Source organism: Trichocoleus desertorum ATA4-8-CV12 (assembly GCA_019358975.1).
Lineage (GTDB): Bacteria > Cyanobacteriota > Cyanobacteriia > FACHB-46 > FACHB-46 > Trichocoleus > Trichocoleus desertorum_A.
Map to the genome: position 1 here is coordinate 1 of JAHHIL010000020.1, position 19984 is coordinate 19984.

Below are 19984 nucleotides of genomic sequence, written 5' to 3' on the forward strand. Positions count from 1 at the left end.
AAAAAGTCTGTGTTGTGGAATGAAGCCTACTTCATTGCTAGCTGTGGTGGAGTAACAGTTTCCCAATTGAAGCAGTATGTACAGGGGCAAAATACTCCTGATTAGCGATTCCGTTTCACTCCATCACCGGACTCCCTATCCCGACGTTCACACTGGCGGGTAGAACGCGGGGCTTCCGTCCCTAGCTAAATAAAAAGTTTCTCGCACCGAGAAGCCGTATGCTAGCTGAGATGAAAACTTAACCACAAGGCACACGTGGGGGTAGGGGCAATACAAATTTTGCCATTCAACGGTAGTTTACTTTAAATATTCTTAAGTTTCTCAGTCGAACTTTGCAGATGGGGCAAGAGGCGGTTATTTTTAGCGGGTATCTAGGGTAAGATAGCTCCCGTTTTTATCGCTTGTTTTTTATCGCTGATTGGTGGGCTGTGTGGAGCGCCAGCGATCGCTAAATTCAACTACTGCCTTTCACCCAGTGTGGTCAAGAGGAGATTTGTGAGTATGACCCCCGACAACTATCAATCCTTGATACAGCCCCCCAGCGCTCGTGTTGGCTGGTATGCAAGTAACCGTTTTTCCCACAGCTTGATGGGCGTAGGTCTGACCATTGCGGCTTGGGCAGGTTGGTCCACAGAGCCCGCGATCGCTCAGTTTGATGGGTCTGATGGGTCAATGCAGCTAGCCCAGGTGCCCGCTAGAGCTAGGGCCATGTCTAGCCTAAACTTGCTCTACGTTAATCCAGTCGCAGGCGATGACGCAGTGGGCAATGGCGGTGAGCGGGCTCCCTTCAAAACCATTACGCAAGCTCTCAAAGCAGCCCAGCCCAACACGGTGATTGTGTTGATTCAGGGCACCTACAGCGCCGAAACTGGCGAGGTCTTTCCGCTGAAGCTGAAACCCGGAGTCACGATTCAAGGGGATACTCGCAATCGCGGTAAAGATATTGTGATTCAGGGCGGTGCTCCTTATCTCAGCCCCACCTTCGCCAGCCAAAACATCACAATTCTGGGAGTCCATCAGGCAGGGTTAGCAGGCGTTACGGTCACAAATCCAAATCCGCGTGGGTATGGTCTCTGGATTGAATCAGCCAGCCCTGTGATTTTGGAAAATACCTTTACGGGTAACAGGCATGATGGCATCTCTGTAGTGGGGAGTAGTGCACCTGTGGTGCGGGGCAACTATTTCTATGCCAACGGAGCTAATGGCATCACGATTTACGGCAACTCCAAGCCAGAGGTGCGCGAGAATTTATTCATTAAAACTGGCTTTGGCATTAACATTGCTCAGGATGCCGCGCCGACGATTATTGGCAACCGGATTGTACAAAACCAAGACGGCATTGTGGCTCAAGCCAACGCCCAGCCGATTATCCGGGGTAATCTGATCGAGCAAAACCTGCGGGATGGTGTAGTGGCGATCGCGCAAGCTCGTCCTGATCTCGGCAGTGCTAACGACCCCGGCGCTAATATCTTCAGCAACAACGGTCGCTTTGGCATTAACAGCAGTGCTTCTAGTCAAGCGATTTCCGCTTTTGGCAATGAAATAGGCAGCGATCGGATCAGCGGACGCATCGATTTAGCGGGTTCAGCCAATGCTGTCAGCGTTGCCCCCTCGCCTTCTCCTGCTAGCATGGCTACCAACTCAGCCACTGGTTCTGAGCAAGCCTATTTTGAGCAAACCCGTTCTGAGCAAACCCGGACAATCAGACCGCTGGAAGTGCAGAGACCTCAGCAAACCAAAACAATCAGACCCTTGGAAGTGCGGGTTCAGCCTTTTCAACCGATCTCGACAACTCAGGCGATCGCTACGGCTCCGACGACCCCAGCCTTACCAACTGTCAGACCCGACTTTCCAGCGCTAGGAATAGTCCCTAAAGCTGCACCGCCAGCGGAGCCAACCGTTTCTGCCAAACCAGCAACTGCTACCGCACCAGTCGCCACTTCAGCCGTCCCAGTAACCACAATCCAGGCAGCCACAGTCCAGGCACCCGCAGTCCAGGTAACCACAGTCCAGGCACCCGCAGTCCCAGTACCCAGAAGACAGGTTTCAATCCAAGTTCCAGTCCAGGTTCCAGTCCAAATAACTCCTGCGGCTCCAGCACCAACTCCAGGTCCAGTTCCAAGTGTGCCAGCGGTGTCAGAGCAGCCAACCACTCCTACAACTAGCACTGCTATCGCAACTCCTTTCTCTCCTCCGGCAGTGGTAGCCGCTAACCCAAGCCCAGCCGCCACGATTCAGCTTGTCACCCCTGAGCCTGCTGCCATCCCAATTGACGTGCCGCCGCCAGAAGTTGCTACCCCTCAGCTAGCCGCCACTCCGATTGAGGTGCCCCGTCCAGAAGTCGTTACTCCGGTGGTACAGCCAGCTCAGAAACCTGCCACCAGCAACGCCATCGCCATTGAGGTGCCACCACCCGAAACAGTTTCGGCGATCGCCACAGCTCCACCTAAAATACCAGCAGCCACTGCGATCGCTACTGCCTCCCCTACACCACCAGCCGCTACCAGTAGCCTGACTGCCGCAGCCTTTCCAGTGCCTACAGAATTGAAGCAACCTAGCAAGAAGGCCCAAACACCCTCACCGCAGGCAACAAGGCAGCCCTCATCGGCATTGCGATCGCAGCCCATCTCCGCCTACTCGTTCCGGACGCGACCCTCTGCCCAGCCAGCCGCCAGTGTTGCCCCCCGCTCTACTAGCTCAAAACGGGGGCAACCCGCTCAGCAGATCATGTTGCCACCCATCCCCAAATCTGGGGCCACAGCGATCGCGATTCCGGTGCCACCGCCAGAGACAACGCGTACTACGCCACCTGCTAGAGTGGCGGCTCGGCCTAGCCGTAGTCTGCAACTGCCCAGCTTGCCGCCCAAAACTGTTCCAGCCCAAGCAACTGCCGCTGTTGTCGCACCCACTGTCGCACCTACTGCCCAGCCAACCAGTATCGAGATTCCAGTGCCTGCGCCTGAAACTAGTGTGGTTGTTCCAACGGGGTCTCCAGTCGATACTTCAGCACCAGCGATCGCGGCTATCCCTCAAACCAGTAGTCCTTCTGCTAGTGGTGAGGTCTTGCCAGTACCAGGGCCAGACATTCCAGTCGGTTACGGGGGAGGAGATTTGCCCAGCGTGTTGGTGGCGCGTAATCCCCTCGATCGCACCAATAGCCTTCCCTCACCTAATCAAACTGCGGCTTTAGGGTCACGCTACCGAGTGATAGTACAGGTTGAGAGCGAAGGTGAGCAAGCAGAAGTTGCCGCGATCGCTCCCAGCGCTTTCCGCACGCTATCAAATGGTCGCATGGTGATGCAGGTTGGCTCCTTCAGTAACCGCGACAACGCAAGCAAAATGATGCAAACCTTATCCAGTCAAGGATTAAAGGCTGCGATCGAACCCCTAAATTAAGGCTTGGCCTGCAAACACCTGCTCAGCAGGCCCCGTCATATAAACCCGTTGATCTAGCTCTGACCACTCTATTTGTAGAGGGCCACCGGGAAGCTCAATCGTGGCGCGGCGATCGCATTTGCCGTTCAGCACTCCTGCAACCAGCACTGCACAAGCACCCGTCCCGCAAGCCAATGTGATCCCCGCACCACGCTCCCAAACTCGCATCTTTAAGTAGTCGGGTCGTACCACTTCAATAAATTCAGTATTGATGCGTTGCGGAAAGACAGCATGATGCTCGAATTTGGGGCCGATGGTTTCCAGGGCGATCGCAGCTACATTTTCGACAAACGTGATGCAGTGCGGATTGCCCATACTGACGCAAGTCACATCCCAAGTTTGGCCCGCCACTTCTAGCGGTTGAGCAATCACTTTTTGGTCTGCCGTTGTCAAGGTAGTTGGGATTTCTGCCGCCAATAACCGGGGTTGACCCATATCGACTGTTACTTGGCCGCTCGCCTCAATTTTGGGCGTCATCACGCCTGCTAGGGTGTGAATTTTGTAGGATCGAGGCAATAAAGAGGCTGAACTCACGTTGGCATCAGCCGCTTCCAAATCTACTAAGAACTTGGCCAAGCAACGAATACCATTGCCACACATTTCTGGCTCAGAACCATCCGAATTAAAAATCCGCATTGTGTAGTCGTGACCATCCTGACCAGGCAAAGCAAAAATCACCCCATCAGCCCCAATTCCAAAGTGGCGATCGCACCATTTCACGGCTTGTTCTGGCGTTAGGCGAGGTTCTGCCGAAGCACGATTATCAATCAAGATAAAATCGTTGCCTAAACCGTGATACTTGGTGAACTCAATTCCCATAAACTCCTCCTTCAAGGTCGCAAGCACTGTAAGCTGAACTGGGCAATCTAATGTTTAGCAATTTTCCCACAGCAAAGGATCTGAAGTTATGAGCAGTGAACTAGAAACAGGACTGCCGAGCATTCGCCAATTCCAAAACTTCATTCGAGACGGTAAAGAAGTAGAGCTAAAGCTGCTAACCGGGGATTTGCTCACAGGCAAAATTCGTTGGCAAGATCAACACTGCTTTTGCTTGAGCGATCAGTACGATCAGCCCACGATTATTTGGCGGCAAGCGATCGCATTCATCAAACCCAAAATGTAATTAACTCGAACTCTTGGCGGGAAGCATCCTGTTACTGCTCCCCATGCTAAAGCTCACGGAGACTATCGGGTGGCAGGAACTCCTGTAAGGTTTCGCTAGCATTCACTTTGATCACAGGAATTTGAAGCAGCGGTAGTTGTAAAGGTGGTGCGATCCACTGGCGTACCTGCACGAGTGTTTCTCGGTTGCCGCACAACAGCAGGCGATCGCCCCCCAATACATCAGTGTCACCGTTGGGAAAGCGGATAAATCTACCTTCGCGGCGGATGGCTTGCACCTGCACATCGTACTGCCGCCGCAAATCTAGTTCAGCTAATGTTTGACCTGCCACCGGACTGTCTACGGGCACCATTAGCCATTGGCAAGAAGAACTTTCTTTAGGAACTGCCGCTTCTCCCCTAGCCAGTTCATCAAACGCGGCCACCTCGTCGGGTTGTCCCACAATTAAGAGGCGATCGCCCTGCTCTAGAATTGTCTGCGCGTCTGGATAATCCACTTCGTTGCCACCTGCGCGGCGAATTGCCATCAAACTGACACCTGTAAGGCGGCGCAAATCTGTTTCTTCCAAGGTCATTCCCAGCAGTGGGGAATGTTCTGGCAAGCCATACCACTTGCTGTTCATATCCTGAGCGGCCACTCGCAGTTCCCGCGCAATTTGGTTGGCTGTCTGCTCCGGGCGCAGTTCATAGTAATGGCTGTTCCGAATTTGCTGCACCTCCAACTGAATGCTAGAGAGAGGAGCGCCCATACTCGTGAGCAAGTGAGTCGAGAGTTCTAGGCTGGCTTCAAATTCTGGTTGCACGACTTCACGGGCACCCAGTTGGTAGAGCAATTCAATATCTTTATCTTTATTTGCTCGCACCACCACATCCAAATCGGGCGCAATTTCTAGAGAGCGTTTGAGGGATAACCGAGTACTCATGGGGTCGGGTAGCGCGATCGCCATGCCCTGCGCTTTATCCACGCCTGCCTTTTCCAGCACATGCAAACTGCCCGCATTGCCATAGACATAGGGAATATCAGCGTCTCGGAGTTGCTGGATTCTTTGCTCCGACTGCTCAATCACCAGCACTGGATATTGGTGCTCCTGCAACAGCTTCACAATGTTGCGTCCCACTCGGCCATAGCCACAGACCACCACATGATTTTGCAGAGGCACCTCTTCGGAAGCAGCTAATGGTAAATCAGTGCGATCGAGATATCGCTTGAGCCAAGGCCAAGATTCAGCCCAAATAAATAATTGCGGTACCAACCGCAATAAGAAGGGAGTCACTACCAGGGTGACTGCTGTAGTCCCCAGAATCAGCAAGTAAACGCGCCGAGACACTAGCCCCAAGGCTTGCCCTTCACTCGCCAGTACGAAAGAAAACTCGCCAATTTGCGCCAAGCCAAACCCAGCAATCAAGGCTGTCTTCAGTGGGTAGCGAAATAGAGTCACTAAGGGCGTGATGATCAGGAACTTACCGACCAAAACCAATGCGACCAAGCCCAGAATCAGTTCCCAATTGTTCCAAAGAAACACGGGGTCGATTAGCATGCCGATCGCGGCAAAAAACAAGCTAGCAAAAATATCGCGCAGCGGTTCTACATAGGTCAGCGTCTGGTCAGCGTACTCCACCTCCGAAATCATCAGCCCCGCTACAAAGGCTCCCATTTCAATCGAAAGCCCCAAATGCTCCGTCAGCAGGGCAATTCCTAAGCAAAGTGCCACCACACCCAGCAAGAACAACTCACGGCTCTCGGTGCGGGCTAGCAACCGCAATAGAGGCGGAATAATCCAGATACCAACCGCCACTGCTCCTGCCGCAAATAAACCAATTCGTAGTAAGGCCCAGCCGACGGCAATTCCGATCGCTTCGGCAGGCTGATCGAGAGCAGGTAACACGGCTAGCATCAAACCTAGTGCTAAGTCCTGAACCACCAAAATCCCCAGCATTACTTTGCCATGAGGGGTTTCAGTTTCGTTGCGCTCCATCAAACACTTGAGCACCACCGCCGTAGACGACAAAGACAGGATGGCTCCCAAGAAGACGCCTTGAGCGGGGGAAGTCACCCAACCCATCGTGACCGAGGCGATCGCTGTCACCAAAATCGTCAGGGCAATTTGCAACCCGCCACCGCCCAAACTGATCGCTTGGACTTTCTTTAGCTCAGAAAATGAGAACTCGACCCCTAGGGCAAATAGTAAAAAGGCCACCCCAAACTGGGCCAAAGTTTCCACTTGTACGAGTTCCTTAATCAGTCCTAAACCTGCGGGCCCGATGATCACTCCACCCATTAGGTAGCCCAGCAATGGAGGCTGCCGGAGTAAAGCGGCAATCAGCCCTCCTGAGGCAGCCGCAGCCAAAACAGTTACCAGATCGACGATCAGCCTAAAGTCTTCTTGCACAGGTTTTTAAATAATGAGAGAAATATTAAGGTATACAAACTTCAGAATAAGAGGTTTTTACGACTCTGGGGAGAGTACAGCTTAAGTTGGGCTAGGAAAGCGCCGCGATCGCACTGTTAATTTACTTCCACCAACCTTCTTCCACATGAACCTGAGAGTGATTGACGCTGAGGAAGTTACTCCTCTAAAATTTTTCCCGAAATGGCTGGGCAGACTTGGAAACAGATACAAGAGATGATGAGTCTAAGTCTGACAGTCGTCGTGAAGGACATCTTGAGATCGTGATCGCTTCCTCTCCCTCCCGCTGCTTTGGCAATTGGTTACTTAAGCTCGTACTAGCACCGCTCGGTGTGGCAACTGGAGCGATCGCCTCGATTACTCCAGCGCAAGCTCTACAAGTACAAATTACACCTACATCACCGCAGCTAGGCGACACAATTTCTGTGGTAGTGCGGCAAGATAATCCTGCTGTGAGTAGCAGCCCTAGAGTGACTTTAGGGAACCAAACCTTTGACACTTACTTGATCGGCCCCAATCGATTTCGGGCTTTATTGCCAACGACTCCACTGAACAAATCTGGCACCCTAAACATTCAGGTTGCAGGAGAGGGGCAGGTGAAAAATTTGGCTGTCCGGTTGCGCGATCGCGCTTTCCCCACTCAAAGAATCTGGTTACCACCCGGTAAAGACGAGGACATTAGCGATGCCGAATTTAATCGAGTGGATGCCTTTAAGCAATTAGTCACACCCCAGAAATTCTGGAACGGCCCTTTTTTGCGGCCTAATCAAGGAGAAATTACGACCATTTACGGCATTCGGCGCTACTACAACGGAGTATTTGCCAACGATTATTACCATTCAGGGGTAGATTATGCGGGCACAACAGGTTCTCCTGTCGTTGCAGCAGCAGCGGGACGAGTGGCTCTGGTAGGTCGTGAGTCTCAAGGGTTTAAGATTAATGGCAATGTGGTAGGACTAGACCACGGCCAAGGAGTACAAACGATTTACTTACACCTCAGCCGCATTAACGTGAAAGAGGGTGATATGGTCCGGGCAGGACAAGTAATTGGGGCAGTTGGTTCTAGTGGAGCTTCAACCGGGCCACATTTGCACTGGGGCTTGTATGTGCAAGGAAAGGCTGTGGACCCAGTACCTTGGCGTTATCAAGGACTGGAATAATCTTAGGGAAGAGTTTCGGTAAATTTCGTCTAACAGTACGATTCTGGGGCAAACTAAAGCAAGATGCTTGCAGCAAGGTTGCCCATTTATAAAATGGTGGCGGGGAACAAAGAGGCGTATGAGTATTGAGAAAATTGTAGAGCAGGCCTTGCAGGACGGTTACCTCACACCAGCCATGGAAGCTGAGGTGGGGCGCATCTGTGACACGGCTTCCGAGTTATCGATTGAGGAATATATGGCCCTCGATCGCTTAATGGGGGCGTTACTCACGGGTGAAGTTGTGGCTGTACCCCGAAAGCAGTTCATTAACGTGATGGAAGAGTTGGTGCTGACGGAAGCGATCGCTCGGGTCGCCGAAATTGAAGCGACCAGTGATTGCACGCTAGATTTGGGTGATATTGCCGCCTACGCCTTAAACCGCCTACCACCCCTTTACGCCACCACCGAAGAAGGAGCCAACTATCAACGGAGTCGAGCCAAAGAAGAACTGCATGGTTTGATTGCGCAACAGGTGAGTGAAGCGATCGCCCGAAACCTAGACCGACCAGAATTCTTCCCTGAACGACAAGCGATCGGTAAAAACTCTGGCGATGAAGTGTTAACCCAAGTCAGCACGCTACTACAGGTTTACGCACCCAAGTTTGAGCCCCATCCTTCGGATAGTTAAGGTCTACCTTAAGGCTGCACTAGGCTTAAAGCTTCACTATGACTGGCGTTCCTTCTGCAACTTGTTGGTAGAGCGCCACAATATCTTGATTCCGCATGCGCACACAGCCGTGAGAGACCGCCTGACCAATTAACTCTTCCTGATTCGTACCGTGGAAGCCAATTTGGTTGTAGCCATCAGACCAAAAACCGATCCAGCGCAGTCCCAAAGGGCTATCAGGCCCGGCGGTGATGAGCTGATCGGTAATTGGGTGCTGCCAAACTGGATTAGTTTGCATCTGGGTAATTTCAAAAGTGCCTGTGGGTGTTTCCCAGCCTGATTGACCAATTGCAACTGGGTAACTCACTTGCAACTTTTGGCTGCGGTAAATAGAAACTTTGCGATCGCTCAAGTCTACGACGAGGCGAGTTTGAGCTTGGGCTGGCGTCATCGGTTTGGGCTTCGCGGATGCAGAAGCACTCTTAACGGGCTGAAGCGGTAGCCTAATGGCAGGTTGCTGTGGTGTGACAGAAGCGGCCTTAGTTTGCGATCGCACTACCAACGTTAAAAAAGCTGCTCCCAAGCACAGCAGCATGAAACTACGGGTAATGGATTCATTTCTAACCATAACTACGTCGCTTCATCCCTGCGCTAAAAGCCCTACTCTTACATTTATTCTCCACAGCCTAAAAGACTGTATCTATCATCCAGGTGGTTTTTACCCATCACCTTGTCAAGGTTAGCCCAGGGGCTTGCCAGAATTGGCATTGATTTAGCGTTAATTGACTGCGATGATTCCAGTCGCAATCAAAGCGGTTGCAGCTTCACAATTTAGAGGTCTGGCAAAGAAATAGCCTTGGGCATACTCACACTTCAAGGCTTTAAGTTGAGCTAATTGTTTGGCTGTTTCCACACCTTCCGCAATCACATCCATCCCTAAATTCCAGGCCAAGGTAACGATGGTACGGACAATTTCTAGGTGCTCACCATCAATATCGATACGGTTGATAAAGGAGCGGTCAATCTTCAACGTATCAATCGGAAAGCGGTACAAATAGCTCAGCGAAGAATAGCCAGTGCCAAAATCATCAATTGCGAGTTGAATGCCTAAACTTTTTAGCTGCTGTAGCATCGTTGTAGCCACCTCAGCATTTTCCATGACCACACTTTCAGTAATTTCTAGTTTCAGGTAACGGGGATTTAAATGGGTTTCTTGCAGAATCTGGCTGACTTGATTGACTAAATCTGGCTGAGTAAATTGGCGGCTCGAAAGGTTGACGCTGACCATGAGCGGCCAAGGTAATGACGTCAGTTGCTGCCAAGTGTAGAGTTGATGGCAAGCTTGTCGCAAAACCCACTGACCAATCGGCATAATCAAGCCAGTTTCTTCCGCCAAGGGAATAAAATCGGCAGGAGGGATTAAGCCCCGCTCTGGGTGCTGCCACCGAATTAAGGCTTCGAAACCCATGAGCCGATTAGTTTTGAGCGACACAATCGGTTGGTACTGCAACCATAGTTCTTGGGATTCTGGTTCTAGGGAATCCATTTGAGCTTTAGCGATCGCCCGACGTAAATCATGCTCCAGTTGCAGGTGAGCCAGATTACCCCGCTGCATGGAAGCATCAAAAATTTCGTAGCGGTTGCGGCCTGCGGCTTTCGCTTGGTACAGCGCTAAATCAGCGTCCCACAGGATGTCTTCAGGTTGGTGATGGTCGTGAGAGCTGAGGCCAATGCCAATACTCGCCGTAGTCAAAATTTCGCGACCACTCAGGTAAAAAGGCAGTTGTAACTCTCGCTGTAGTCTTTCGGCGACGCGGATTGCATCTTGAACATCTTTAGTGTCTTCTAGCAGCACGGTAAATTCATCACCGCCAAATCGGGCTACGGTGTCACCGATTCGCAAGCAAGACTCTAAACGGCGAGCGATCGCAACTAGCAATTGATCACCCACTAAATGCCCCAAAGTATCATTCAAGGTTTTGAAGTAATCTAGGTCTACAAAGAGCAGAGCAAATGAGAGAGAGCGCCGCTTCACCTGTTCCATCGCTCGACCTAAGCGAGCCATAAACAAGGCGCGGTTGGGTAGCCCCGTAAGAACGTCATGGAAGGCATCGTGCCGCAATCGCTCTTCAATCCGTTTGCGCTCGGTGATGTCAAACTGAATGGCTAAGTATTGGAAGGGCTGCCCTTGCTCATCCAGGTAAGAAACGATAGTGGTGTCTACCCAATAGTAGGAACCATCTTTGGCTTTATTGCGAATTTCGCCTTGCCAAACTTTGCCTTGGCTGATGGTTGACCAGAGAGCCTGAAAAAACTCTGGCGGGTGGTAGCCAGAATTGATCATGCGATAATTTTGCTGTAGCAGTTCTTCCTGGGAATATTGCGAAAGCCGACAGAACTTGCCGTTCACATACCGAATGACACCCATCGTATCTGTCAAGACGACAATAGCGGCTTCATCAAGCGCTAACTTGATGTTGGACAGTTCTTGTTGGGTGTCTTTGAGCTGGGTCTGCAACTGCTGACATTCAGTCTGCTGGAGGGCGATCGCTTCTGAATGTAAGCGTTCTTCTAAAATTGGCGGCTGCTCGGTTGGCTCCTGGCTTTGGATGTCCCGCTGCTTGGCGTCCATATCTTTTCTCGGATGGGTCTCCAGCTAAATCCATAGTTCCCTTCTGGTAGTGGAAAACAAAGTTTAGGATGAAGACAGAAAGGTAACGTATTGTTTACATTTTGTGGACATGGACTGGCTGGAAGTTTCGGGTAATTGGGTTTTAATTCCGCCGCGACCGATCGCGATCATTCATTTCTTAGGAGGAGCCTTTGTCGCCACTGCTCCTCATGTGACTTACCGTTGGTTGCTAGAACATCTCAGCCGCCAAGGTTACGTGATTATCGCTACTCCTTTTGTCAATACGATGGATCATGGCGCGATCGCTCATCAGGTACTACGGAATTTTGAGCGAGCCTTTGCACAACTCCAGACTAGAGGACTACTGCAAAAGCGCTACCTACCAATCTATGGCTTGGGACACAGTATGGGTTGTAAGCTGCATTTACTCATTGGCAGTTCGTTTCCGGTGGAGCGAGCGGGAAATATCTTAATTTCCTTCAATAACTATGCGGCCCGTGATGCCATTCCTTTGATGGATCAGCTTTCGCCTAGCTTTGCGGTTGAGTTCACACCCTCCCCTCTAGAAACGATGGCTTTGGTGGGTGAGCGGTATCAAGTGCGGCGAAATTTGCTAATTAAATTTACCAACGATACTCTGGACCAAACCATAACCATGAGTCAAGTTTTGCAGGAGCGCTTTCCTGATATGGTGACGCTGCAAAAGCTACCGGGTAGCCATACCACTCCTCTGGGCCAAGATGTCGCCTGGAAAAGTGGCTCGGTTTTTACGCCGCTAGATGCGATCGCCCAATGGATGAAGCAAGAAGTGTATCGAGAACTCAATCAACTCAAGCAATCGATTTTGCTCTGGCTCGATCCATTTATGTCACTTTGACAGACCGGGGGATAGGCGATTGAGAAAATTAGGTATGCTTCAACGCTGGAATCGAGGGTCGCTATCCCTCGTAGTCCTTGGCTTGGCGATCGCTATCCTAGCTACGCTTCTACCTGCCCTCAATTCCACTTCTGTGTTTATGGCTGCGACTCCTCGGTTATTGACTGATCCGTTTTTGCAACTGCCTACCCCTACTTCCGTACGAGTGGTCTGGTTCACCGAGTTTCCTGGCTCTCGACATTTTGTCACCTATGGCCCCGGATTAACGACACCTGCTCAAAAGGATCGTGACACCGCCACCGCAACCAGCACCCAGCTCAGTCGCACCCGTGAAGATCAAAAATCGCAGGTTAGCTCTCCAATTGCTGAAACTCTAATTGATGACAAACCCCAACGGCGACAGATTTGGCGGCATGAAGCAGAAGTTAGCGGTCTAACGCCAGGACTGCGGGTGCCTTACCAGGTGACGAGTGTGCAGGAAAATGGGCAAGTGATTACGAGCCGAGTTTTTAGCTTGACGGCTCAGCCTACCCCGCAAGCTGCTCTCAAAATTCTGCTCACCTCCGACCACCAGCTCAAGCCTTTAGTATCAGCGAACCTGCAAAAAGTGGTTGAGACGGTCGGCACAGTAGATGCGGTGTTTGTGGCTGGAGACCTGGTTAACATTCCCGATCGCGCCTCCGAGTGGTTTGATGACAATCGCGGCGGAGCTTTCTTCCCAGCTCTGCAAGGTCGAGCTGCCTACAAACTGGAGAAACAAGGCCAGGAAACCATTTACCGAGGAGGCGAAATTATTCAGCATGCACCTCTGTTTACCACGATTGGCAATCATGAGGTAATGGGACGCTTCTCAATGGAGAACTCCTTAAATAGCCAAGTTGAGGATGCCATTCCTCACGCGATCGCCTCAGCACGTTATGCAGAACAGGCCCAATCCAGCCAACCAGCAGATGATGCCACAGCTCGCGCTGCTTGGATTAAAGCTCAATCCTTCAACACAGATACCTACGAAGAACTCTTTACGCTGCCCACTAGTGAGACAGGTGGCAAAACTTACTACGCGGTCACGTTTGGCGACATCCGCTTAGTGGTGCTATACGCCACCAATGTATGGCGGGTCCCGGAAACTGGCTCGACAATTCGGGGCAAGTATAGTGACCCAGTACCGCAGGGGAGTCAGCAGGCTAAAGAGTTATCTCAGCTCAACCAAGATGCCTGGGGCTATGGGCAACACATTTTTGAGCCGATCGCTCAAGGAAGCACCCAGTACCAGTGGTTGCAGCAGGAACTAGACAGCCCAGAGTTTCAACAAGCCCAGTACAAAGTGGTGATGTTGCACCATCCACCTCATTCCTTAGGTGGCAATATTGTCCCCCCTTACACCGACCCTGTAACTGTGGGCGATCGCGCTCCGAATGGCACCATCCAAGCGGTGCGGTATGAGTACCCGCCAGAGAACGACTACTTGATCCGAGATGTGATGCCACTCCTAGAGTCCGCAGGCGTGCAGTTAGTGCTCTACGGTCACTGTCATCTGTGGAACCGCTTTGTGAGTCCCAGCGGCATGCATTTTCTCGAAACTTCTAATGTCGGCAACTCCTACGGCGCGTATGTAGAGCAGCCCAGGCGAGCAGTTCCCAGTTCTGACTCAGCGAGTTATACCGCAATCGGCAACCCTAACGGTTTAGCTCCTGTGGTTCCAACAATTGCCCCCCTCAAAGATGAAAACGGGCGATCGCTGCCTTATTTGTCGAGCAATGATCTCACCGCGTTCAGCATCTTTAACACAGCCGATGGCACGGTTAGTAGTTATTACTTCGATACTCGCCAGCCGCAATCAGCTGTAATTAAGTTTGATCAGTTTCAGCTCTTTCAAACTTCACTGGCTAAACCAGCAACGCAGAGTTAGCCAATGGAGCTAGTTTTTGAGCTTTAACTGGAATTTCAATCCGAAATTCTGTGCCTTGTCCGGGGGCTGAGTGACAAGTGAGTTCACCGCCATGCTTCTCAGCCACAATTTGATAGCTGATTGATAAGCCCAGCCCAGTGCCCTTGCCTACAGGTTTGGTGGTGAAGAAGGGGTCAAATAACTTTTGTCGGACGGACTCTGTTATGCCGATGCCGTTATCAGCAACCCGGATCACGACTCGATCGGAGTCAATCACTGCTGTCTCAATGCGAATAAAGGTTGACTGATACGATTGGTCCGTGTCGCTTTGGTGCAACTCATCTACGGCATCGATCGCATTAGCCAGAAGATTCATAAATACTTGGTTGAGCTGCCCTGCATAGCACTCTACCATTGGTAACTGGCCATATTCTCTAATCACTTGAACGCCAAACCGCCCCACTCGTTCTTTCAGTCGATGTTGTAGCAGCAGTAAGGTGTTGTCTAAACCTTCATGAATATCCACAGGTTTCATCTCTGCTTCTTCTAAGCGAGAAAAGTTGCGGAGAGACAGAACAATTTGTCGGATACGCTCCGCTCCTACCTTCATAGAAGACAAAATTTTAGGTAAATCTTCAGTTAAGAATTCAAGATCAATCTCTTCACCTTTAACTTGGATTGGTGTGGCAGGAGCGGGATAGTTTTGTCGATACAGTTCGAGTAAACGTAGTAAGTCTTGAGTATATTCGTTGGTATGACTTAAGTTGCCATAAATAAAGTTAATTGGATTATTAATTTCATGAGCAACACCAGCCACTAACTGCCCTAAAGCAGACATTTTTCCGGTATGAATTAGTTGGGATTGAGTCTTTTGTAGTTCTTTGAGGGTTTGTTCTAGCTGTTGGGTGCGTTGACGTAGGCACTCTTCGGATTCACGTAGAACGGCATCTGCCTGTTGTCGCTCCGTAATATCTTCATATATCCCTAGAATGCCGACGACTTGACCCTCAACATTATGCAGAGGAACTTTACTCGTATCTAACCAAGTTTGCTTACCGTCTGCTCGCAGTTGTGACTCAATGATGTGAGCTTCCGGCTGATCTGTATCCATTACCAGGCGATCGCAACTTTGAAAAAACTCGGCTTCCTCTGGTTTCCAAGCTAACTCATAATCTGTGCGACCCACGATTGACTCTGGTGCCGCCAAACCCGCATCCAGAGCAAAGCTACGATTACAGCCCAAGTAAACCGACTTATGGTTCTTCCAGAAAATCGCTTGTGGAATTGTGTCGATCACCAACCTCAACATTTGTTGGGACTCACGCAAAGCGATTTCCATCCGTTGGCGTTCTACAATCTCATCTTCCAGCTTTTGATTGGCGGCTTCGAGTTGCGCTGAACTGGGTAACGACAAAGCTTGAGGAATCAGAGATCTTAGCTCCAGAGCAGTGTAGAAAGAAACCGCTGCTGTAATGGCTTTGAGCAAACCCGATATCCAATAATGGGGGTGCCAAAGCGTCCAGATATCCATCAAGTGGGTGGTACCACAAGCAACAATAAAAATACCAAATAAAATAAAAATCCCATTAAAAGGAATGTCCCGCCGCTTGTGGACAAAGTAGACCAACATCAACGGGATCGAATAGTAGGCTAGGGCAATGATTGAGTTAGAAGCAATATGTAGCCAAACTAGTCCAGGTTGCCAAAGATAACAATGTCCATGCGGAATAAATTGACTTGAATCTAACAATATGTTCAAGAATTCCGGCATGAATCTACCTCAATCTCAATAATTAAAATTAGTAGTGCTCTATCGTCAAAGTCTCTAATTCAATGCTGAGACGATCGCTTCCTAGCTTTTCTTAAGCTTCTATCCAGTAATACCCCATCTGCTCTAGAATCCAACTGATAATTATTCGGTATTGGCAGGATTAGTTTTCAGCAATCGGTCGGTAATGACACTGAATTAACCGCAATGTTTTTTAGCTCAGCCAAAGATTTCTTATTACTAAGACCTCAACTTTTACAGTCCGAATTAGCAGTCATATTAACTCTTTAGCAGAGAATTCTTTGGCTGGCCCATCTAATTGGCGCTGCTTTTGGCTGGCCTAGAACCAGCCTAGTCATGGTACGAAAAAACTAAAGGAGCGGAGTATATTAGTTGAGGGCGGATCCTACAAGTGTCAGGCAAGTGTCAGGCAAGCGTCAGAAGGCATCGCCTTAAGCGATCGCTTTTGATCATCCATCGAGCCACCGACCACTGGACAGAGTTCCGCTTTTGATATGGTTTCACTCTATTTATCACTGCTATGACATCTGAGAAACAGGATTTGGCAGATTCTTCCTGGTGGTCCCGGTTCTGGAAATCCCAACGAGAAAATTTTCAGATTCTAGCGATCGCTTTAACTCTGGCCCTCTTCATTCGCGCCTTTGTGGCAGAGCCTCGCTTTATTCCATCCGACTCAATGGTGCCAACCTTACTCGTCGGCGATCGCTTAGTGGTGGAAAAGCTATCTTACCGTTGGCAATCCCCACACAGAGGCGATATTGTCGTCTTCGATCCACCACTGCAACTACAAACTCAGGGTTATAGCAAAGAGCAAGCTTTTATCAAGCGCATCATTGGCTTACCGGGTCAAACTGTGCAGGTGCGAGAAGGCAAGGTTTATGTAGATCAACAACCCCTGACAGAATCTTATATTGCCGAGCCGCCAGCCTACGAGTGGGGACCCAGGCAGGTGCCGGAGGGGCAGTTTTTTGTGATGGGCGACAACCGCAACAACAGCAACGACTCCCACATTTGGGGCTTCTTACCCAAGCAGAATATTATTGGTCGAGCTTGGTGGCGCTTTTGGCCGTCCCCCCGCATCGGACAGTTCTAGAGCTGCTCAGAAACGCAACTAGAAACGCAACTAGAAGCGCAGGTAGTGCATCAAGTCAGTAGTTACAGCGCTAGGAAGAGCAAGTCGGCGCTGCAAATCTGCCAAGCTGCGATAGGGGCCGACAACTAAGCGATTTTGCACGATCGCTCTCGCCAAAAACAAATCAATCGGTGGCACCTTGAGCAAAGCTTCTACAGAGGCTGTATTGGGATTAACCTGCTCAACCGTGACCAAACTGGCCGCATCGTAATAACAAAACCTGAGAATCGGCGCAAACGGTTGGAGCCGGGAGACAGACACCCCTAAAACAGCGGCCACATCCTCTAAAGAACAAAACTGCACCCCTGATTGAGTTAGCTCTGCCAGCGATCGCGCTTGATGAATCGAAATCCCTGGCAGACGCAGCCAATCGTCTACAGTGGCTTGATTGGCATCAATCTTAATTCCCAAAGAGACAGCTAATTGCACTTCTTCTAGCGATTGCAGACGGTAATACGGATCGTTGATCAATCGCGATCGCAGCGTTGTAGAGGAGGCCGCGAGCGGGGAACGAGTCCGAGCTACAGAAGTTAGCCAATCTAAAAATGCCATCTCAAGTTTCAAGTCACGCTGTCTAATAACTGTCGGCGCTTTTGCTCAAATTCATACTCTGAAATCAAACCATCTTGGCGCAGTTGGTCTAGTTGGCGGACTGCCGTAGCGATCGCGCTAATTCTTGCCGGATCAACTGTTGGCCCCGGAGAGTAGTTGGCTCTGGGACTAGCTTCTACGTCGCTACTTCCCAAACTATGATTAAACTTGCGATCGAACTGCTCCCCATCTTGAGTCAAATACCAAACTCCCTCAATCGCACTGGCAATTTTAGGAATAGGTGTGGCTAGAGACAGCAGTAGATATAGCACACCCCAACGATATTGACCTAGATAAAACTTGTGTAGTCCCGCGATCGGTACAATAACCCCAGCAAAAGCTAGAGCTGCGGCTATTTGACGATTTTTAGGCTTGGTCAGCATACTGCACTTCCTGGTTGCCCTAGATGCATCACAGTCGATCATACGGATCTAAAGGTAACAGAAGCAGTCTGACTAGCAATAGATCTCAGTTTGCAAAGCATGACTTAAACACTGAGTGTATTAGCCGTGATTTAAGTTACTGACACTTACCAAGGATCACCCACGTGCCTGATGTCGAGTTCTAGCAAACAGAGTACAGTAATAAAAGAGTTTTATCAGCAAAGGGTGCTGAAACCAACTTGTGAAAATCGTTGCAAAAGCTGCAAGCAACCAAGCTCAGCGGTCTGAGTAGCCTCTAGCTCTGCTCTCAGCTTAGTTAACTCGTAACCTTAGATGCACTCCAAGGCGAGCACCCTAGTTAACATCTACCTATCCTTGATTTTGCTGCCATTGCTAAAGCTTCTGAGCAATAACACTTAGAATAACTTGGCAGTCTGGTACCCAGCAGAAACCAGTGACTAAATTGCCTGAAACGGGTGATTCAAAAGTAGCAACTGTTCCTTTAATCTGCTGGGACTCGTTGATTTTATTATTGAAAAATTTTTAAGGCCGCTGAGCAATGCCACAGACTTCTTTTTCAGCAGACTGGCTCCAGAAATTTTCCGATCCCTACGCCATTATCGGGATTTCTGTAGCAGCTGATGATAGTCGAGTCCTGAAGCGCTATCGCAATATTGCTAAAGTTTTACATCCTGATAGCTTTGGGCCTGCTGAAAGTGAGACCAAGCAGTTAGCTAGCCAAGTTTTTGCCCGTTTGGTCAATCCGGCTTATCAGAAACTAAAGCAGGAAAAAGATCGCACTGAATCTTTAGCGCTACTACGGTTTCAGGTGCGTCGTCTAAAGCGAGAAGGAGCGATCGCGCCTAAAACCAAACTAGCTCAACAGCTCAGCCAGCTCAACTTAAAAGATGCTGAGGTGTTTTATGAACAGGCAGTTGCAGAATTGGGAACTGCCCAGTATCAATCCTTGGATCAATTCGCCCCTGTTACCCAACAACTGCTGGAACTCAACCTAGTGTATTTGCAGTTGAAAATGGATGACGTAATTCTGCGAGAGAAGCGCACTGGGCTTGTCTCCAGCACATCTGCCCAACCCATCGAGTTTACTCCAGCCAGCCAGCAAGAAGCCCCTGCAACAGACTATGCATATCTACATGCCAAGCGGGCCAAAGAGTATTTAAAGAAAGAAAACTTGGCTCAGGCAGTGCAGGAATTACGAGATGCCATCAAAATTGACCCCAATCAAGGCGAATACCATGCTTTGCTAGCACTTGCCTATCTCAAGCAGAATCTCCCAGGGATGGCTACCGTTCATTTTCGCCAAGCCCTCAAGCTCAATCCCCAAGAACCTTTAGCGCTGCACTATGCGGCTAAACTCAATATCAAGTTAGAAGATAAAGTGCAGCCTACTCAAACTGCCAAAAAAAGTGGTCTCTTTGGCCTATTTGGAGCCAAAAAATCTTGACCGAACCACTGAGGTACGGATTCGCGCAACTATTCGGCTGTCAAGTGCTGCACTAAAATTGAGATAAGCAATGTGAAGCCTATCGTCGCTTCTCATTGAGTGAGCACGGTAGTTGACCCAAGAAACAGCAATGGGATTTTTTGACTCAGAAATTGTTCAGCAAGAAGCCAAGCAGTTGTTCGAAGATTATCAATCCCTAGTGCAACTGGGAAGCGGCTACGGCAAATTTGACCGCGAAGGTAAAAAGCTCTTCATTGAGCAAATGGAATCTATGATGGAGCGCTATCGTATTTTCATGAAGCGCTTTGAGTTGTCAGAAGATTTCATGGCTCAAATGACCGTTCAGCAGCTGCAAACTCAGTTAGGCCAGTTTGGCATGACACCTCAACAAATGTTCGATCAAATGCACCTCACCTTGGAGCGGATGAAGGCTGAGGTCGAAAAACCATCTTAAGA

General features: G+C 49.9%; 17 protein-coding genes. 10 read left to right on the forward strand and 7 right to left on the reverse strand.

Going from position 1 to position 19984, the window contains the following annotated elements:
• Positions 1-105: transposase (locus tag KME12_15220; GenBank protein MBW4489138.1), on the forward strand; the 105-nt coding region annotated here is incomplete at its 5' end.
• Between the two features lie 396 nt (positions 106-501).
• Positions 502-3396 (forward strand): DUF1565 domain-containing protein, encoded by a 2895-nt coding sequence (locus KME12_15225; GenBank protein MBW4489139.1) that lies wholly within the window; start codon positions 502-504, stop codon positions 3394-3396.
• On the opposite strand, the gene dapF is transcribed toward KME12_15225, so the two are convergent.
• Entirely contained in the window at positions 3388-4254 is an 867-nt protein-coding gene (dapF, locus tag KME12_15230) for a diaminopimelate epimerase (protein ID MBW4489140.1), read from the reverse strand. The genes KME12_15225 and dapF overlap by 9 nt on opposite strands.
• Before the next feature lie 88 nt (positions 4255-4342).
• On the opposite strand from dapF, the gene KME12_15235 reads away from it, so the two are divergent.
• Positions 4343-4558 (forward strand): RNA chaperone Hfq, encoded by a 216-nt coding sequence (locus KME12_15235; protein ID MBW4489141.1) that lies wholly within the window; start codon positions 4343-4345, stop codon positions 4556-4558.
• Between the two features lie 46 nt (positions 4559-4604).
• Here KME12_15235 and KME12_15240 read toward each other — a convergent pair whose 3' ends face one another.
• The gene (locus tag KME12_15240; protein ID MBW4489142.1) at positions 4605-6947 is read right to left on the reverse strand and encodes a cation:proton antiporter; all 2343 of its coding nucleotides are present in this window, start codon (positions 6945-6947) and stop codon (positions 4605-4607) included.
• A gap of 284 nt (positions 6948-7231) precedes the next feature.
• Here KME12_15240 and KME12_15245 point away from each other — a divergent pair, with 284 nt between their 5' ends.
• Entirely contained in the window at positions 7232-8125 is an 894-nt protein-coding gene (locus KME12_15245) for a M23 family metallopeptidase (GenBank protein MBW4489143.1), read from the forward strand.
• Positions 8126-8243: 118 nt separating this feature from the next.
• A complete protein-coding gene (locus KME12_15250) occupies positions 8244-8792 on the forward strand; it encodes a late competence development ComFB family protein (GenBank protein MBW4489144.1) in 549 nt (182 codons plus the stop codon).
• A gap of 25 nt (positions 8793-8817) precedes the next feature.
• On the opposite strand, the gene KME12_15255 is transcribed toward KME12_15250, so the two are convergent.
• Positions 8818-9399, reverse strand: a complete 582-nt coding sequence (locus KME12_15255) for a L,D-transpeptidase (protein MBW4489145.1) — start codon at positions 9397-9399, stop codon at positions 8818-8820.
• A gap of 150 nt (positions 9400-9549) precedes the next feature.
• Entirely contained in the window at positions 9550-11403 is a 1854-nt protein-coding gene (locus KME12_15260; protein MBW4489146.1) for an EAL domain-containing protein, read from the reverse strand.
• A 109-nt stretch (positions 11404-11512) separates the two neighbouring features.
• On the opposite strand from KME12_15260, the gene KME12_15265 reads away from it, so the two are divergent.
• Complete coding sequence (locus tag KME12_15265) at positions 11513-12280, forward strand: DUF1350 family protein (protein ID MBW4489147.1); 768 nt, start codon at positions 11513-11515, stop codon at positions 12278-12280.
• A gap of 139 nt (positions 12281-12419) precedes the next feature.
• Positions 12420-14189: a metallophosphoesterase gene (locus tag KME12_15270; GenBank protein MBW4489148.1), complete on the forward strand. Its 1770-nt coding sequence runs from the start codon at positions 12420-12422 to the stop codon at positions 14187-14189.
• Here the strand turns inward: KME12_15270 and KME12_15275 are convergent.
• Entirely contained in the window at positions 14167-15939 is a 1773-nt protein-coding gene (locus KME12_15275; protein MBW4489149.1) for a PAS domain-containing protein, read from the reverse strand. The two genes, KME12_15270 and KME12_15275, sit on opposite strands and share 23 nt — an antisense overlap.
• 538 nt (positions 15940-16477) lie before the next feature.
• Here KME12_15275 and lepB point away from each other — a divergent pair.
• Positions 16478-17050 carry a signal peptidase I gene (gene lepB, locus KME12_15280; GenBank protein ID MBW4489150.1) on the forward strand — a complete coding sequence of 191 codons (573 nt, stop codon included), beginning with the start codon at positions 16478-16480 and terminating at the stop codon, positions 17048-17050.
• 30 nt (positions 17051-17080) lie between these two features.
• Here the strand turns inward: lepB and KME12_15285 are convergent, their stop codons facing one another.
• Complete coding sequence (locus tag KME12_15285; GenBank protein ID MBW4489151.1) at positions 17081-17641, reverse strand: ComEA family DNA-binding protein; 561 nt, start codon at positions 17639-17641, stop codon at positions 17081-17083.
• Positions 17642-17649: 8 nt separating this feature from the next.
• On the reverse strand, positions 17650-18063 hold the full coding sequence (locus tag KME12_15290) for an NINE protein (GenBank protein ID MBW4489152.1): 414 nt from the start codon (positions 18061-18063) through the stop codon (positions 17650-17652).
• Positions 18064-18622: 559 nt separating this feature from the next.
• Between KME12_15290 and KME12_15295 the strand changes: the two genes are divergently transcribed.
• Both KME12_15295 and KME12_15300 read left to right on the forward strand, forming a co-directional pair.
• Positions 18623-19528: a DnaJ domain-containing protein gene (locus tag KME12_15295; GenBank protein MBW4489153.1), complete on the forward strand. Its 906-nt coding sequence runs from the start codon at positions 18623-18625 to the stop codon at positions 19526-19528.
• A gap of 130 nt (positions 19529-19658) precedes the next feature.
• Entirely contained in the window at positions 19659-19982 is a 324-nt protein-coding gene (locus KME12_15300; GenBank protein ID MBW4489154.1) for a DUF1825 family protein, read from the forward strand.
• The last annotated feature ends 2 nt before the right edge of the window (positions 19983-19984 follow it).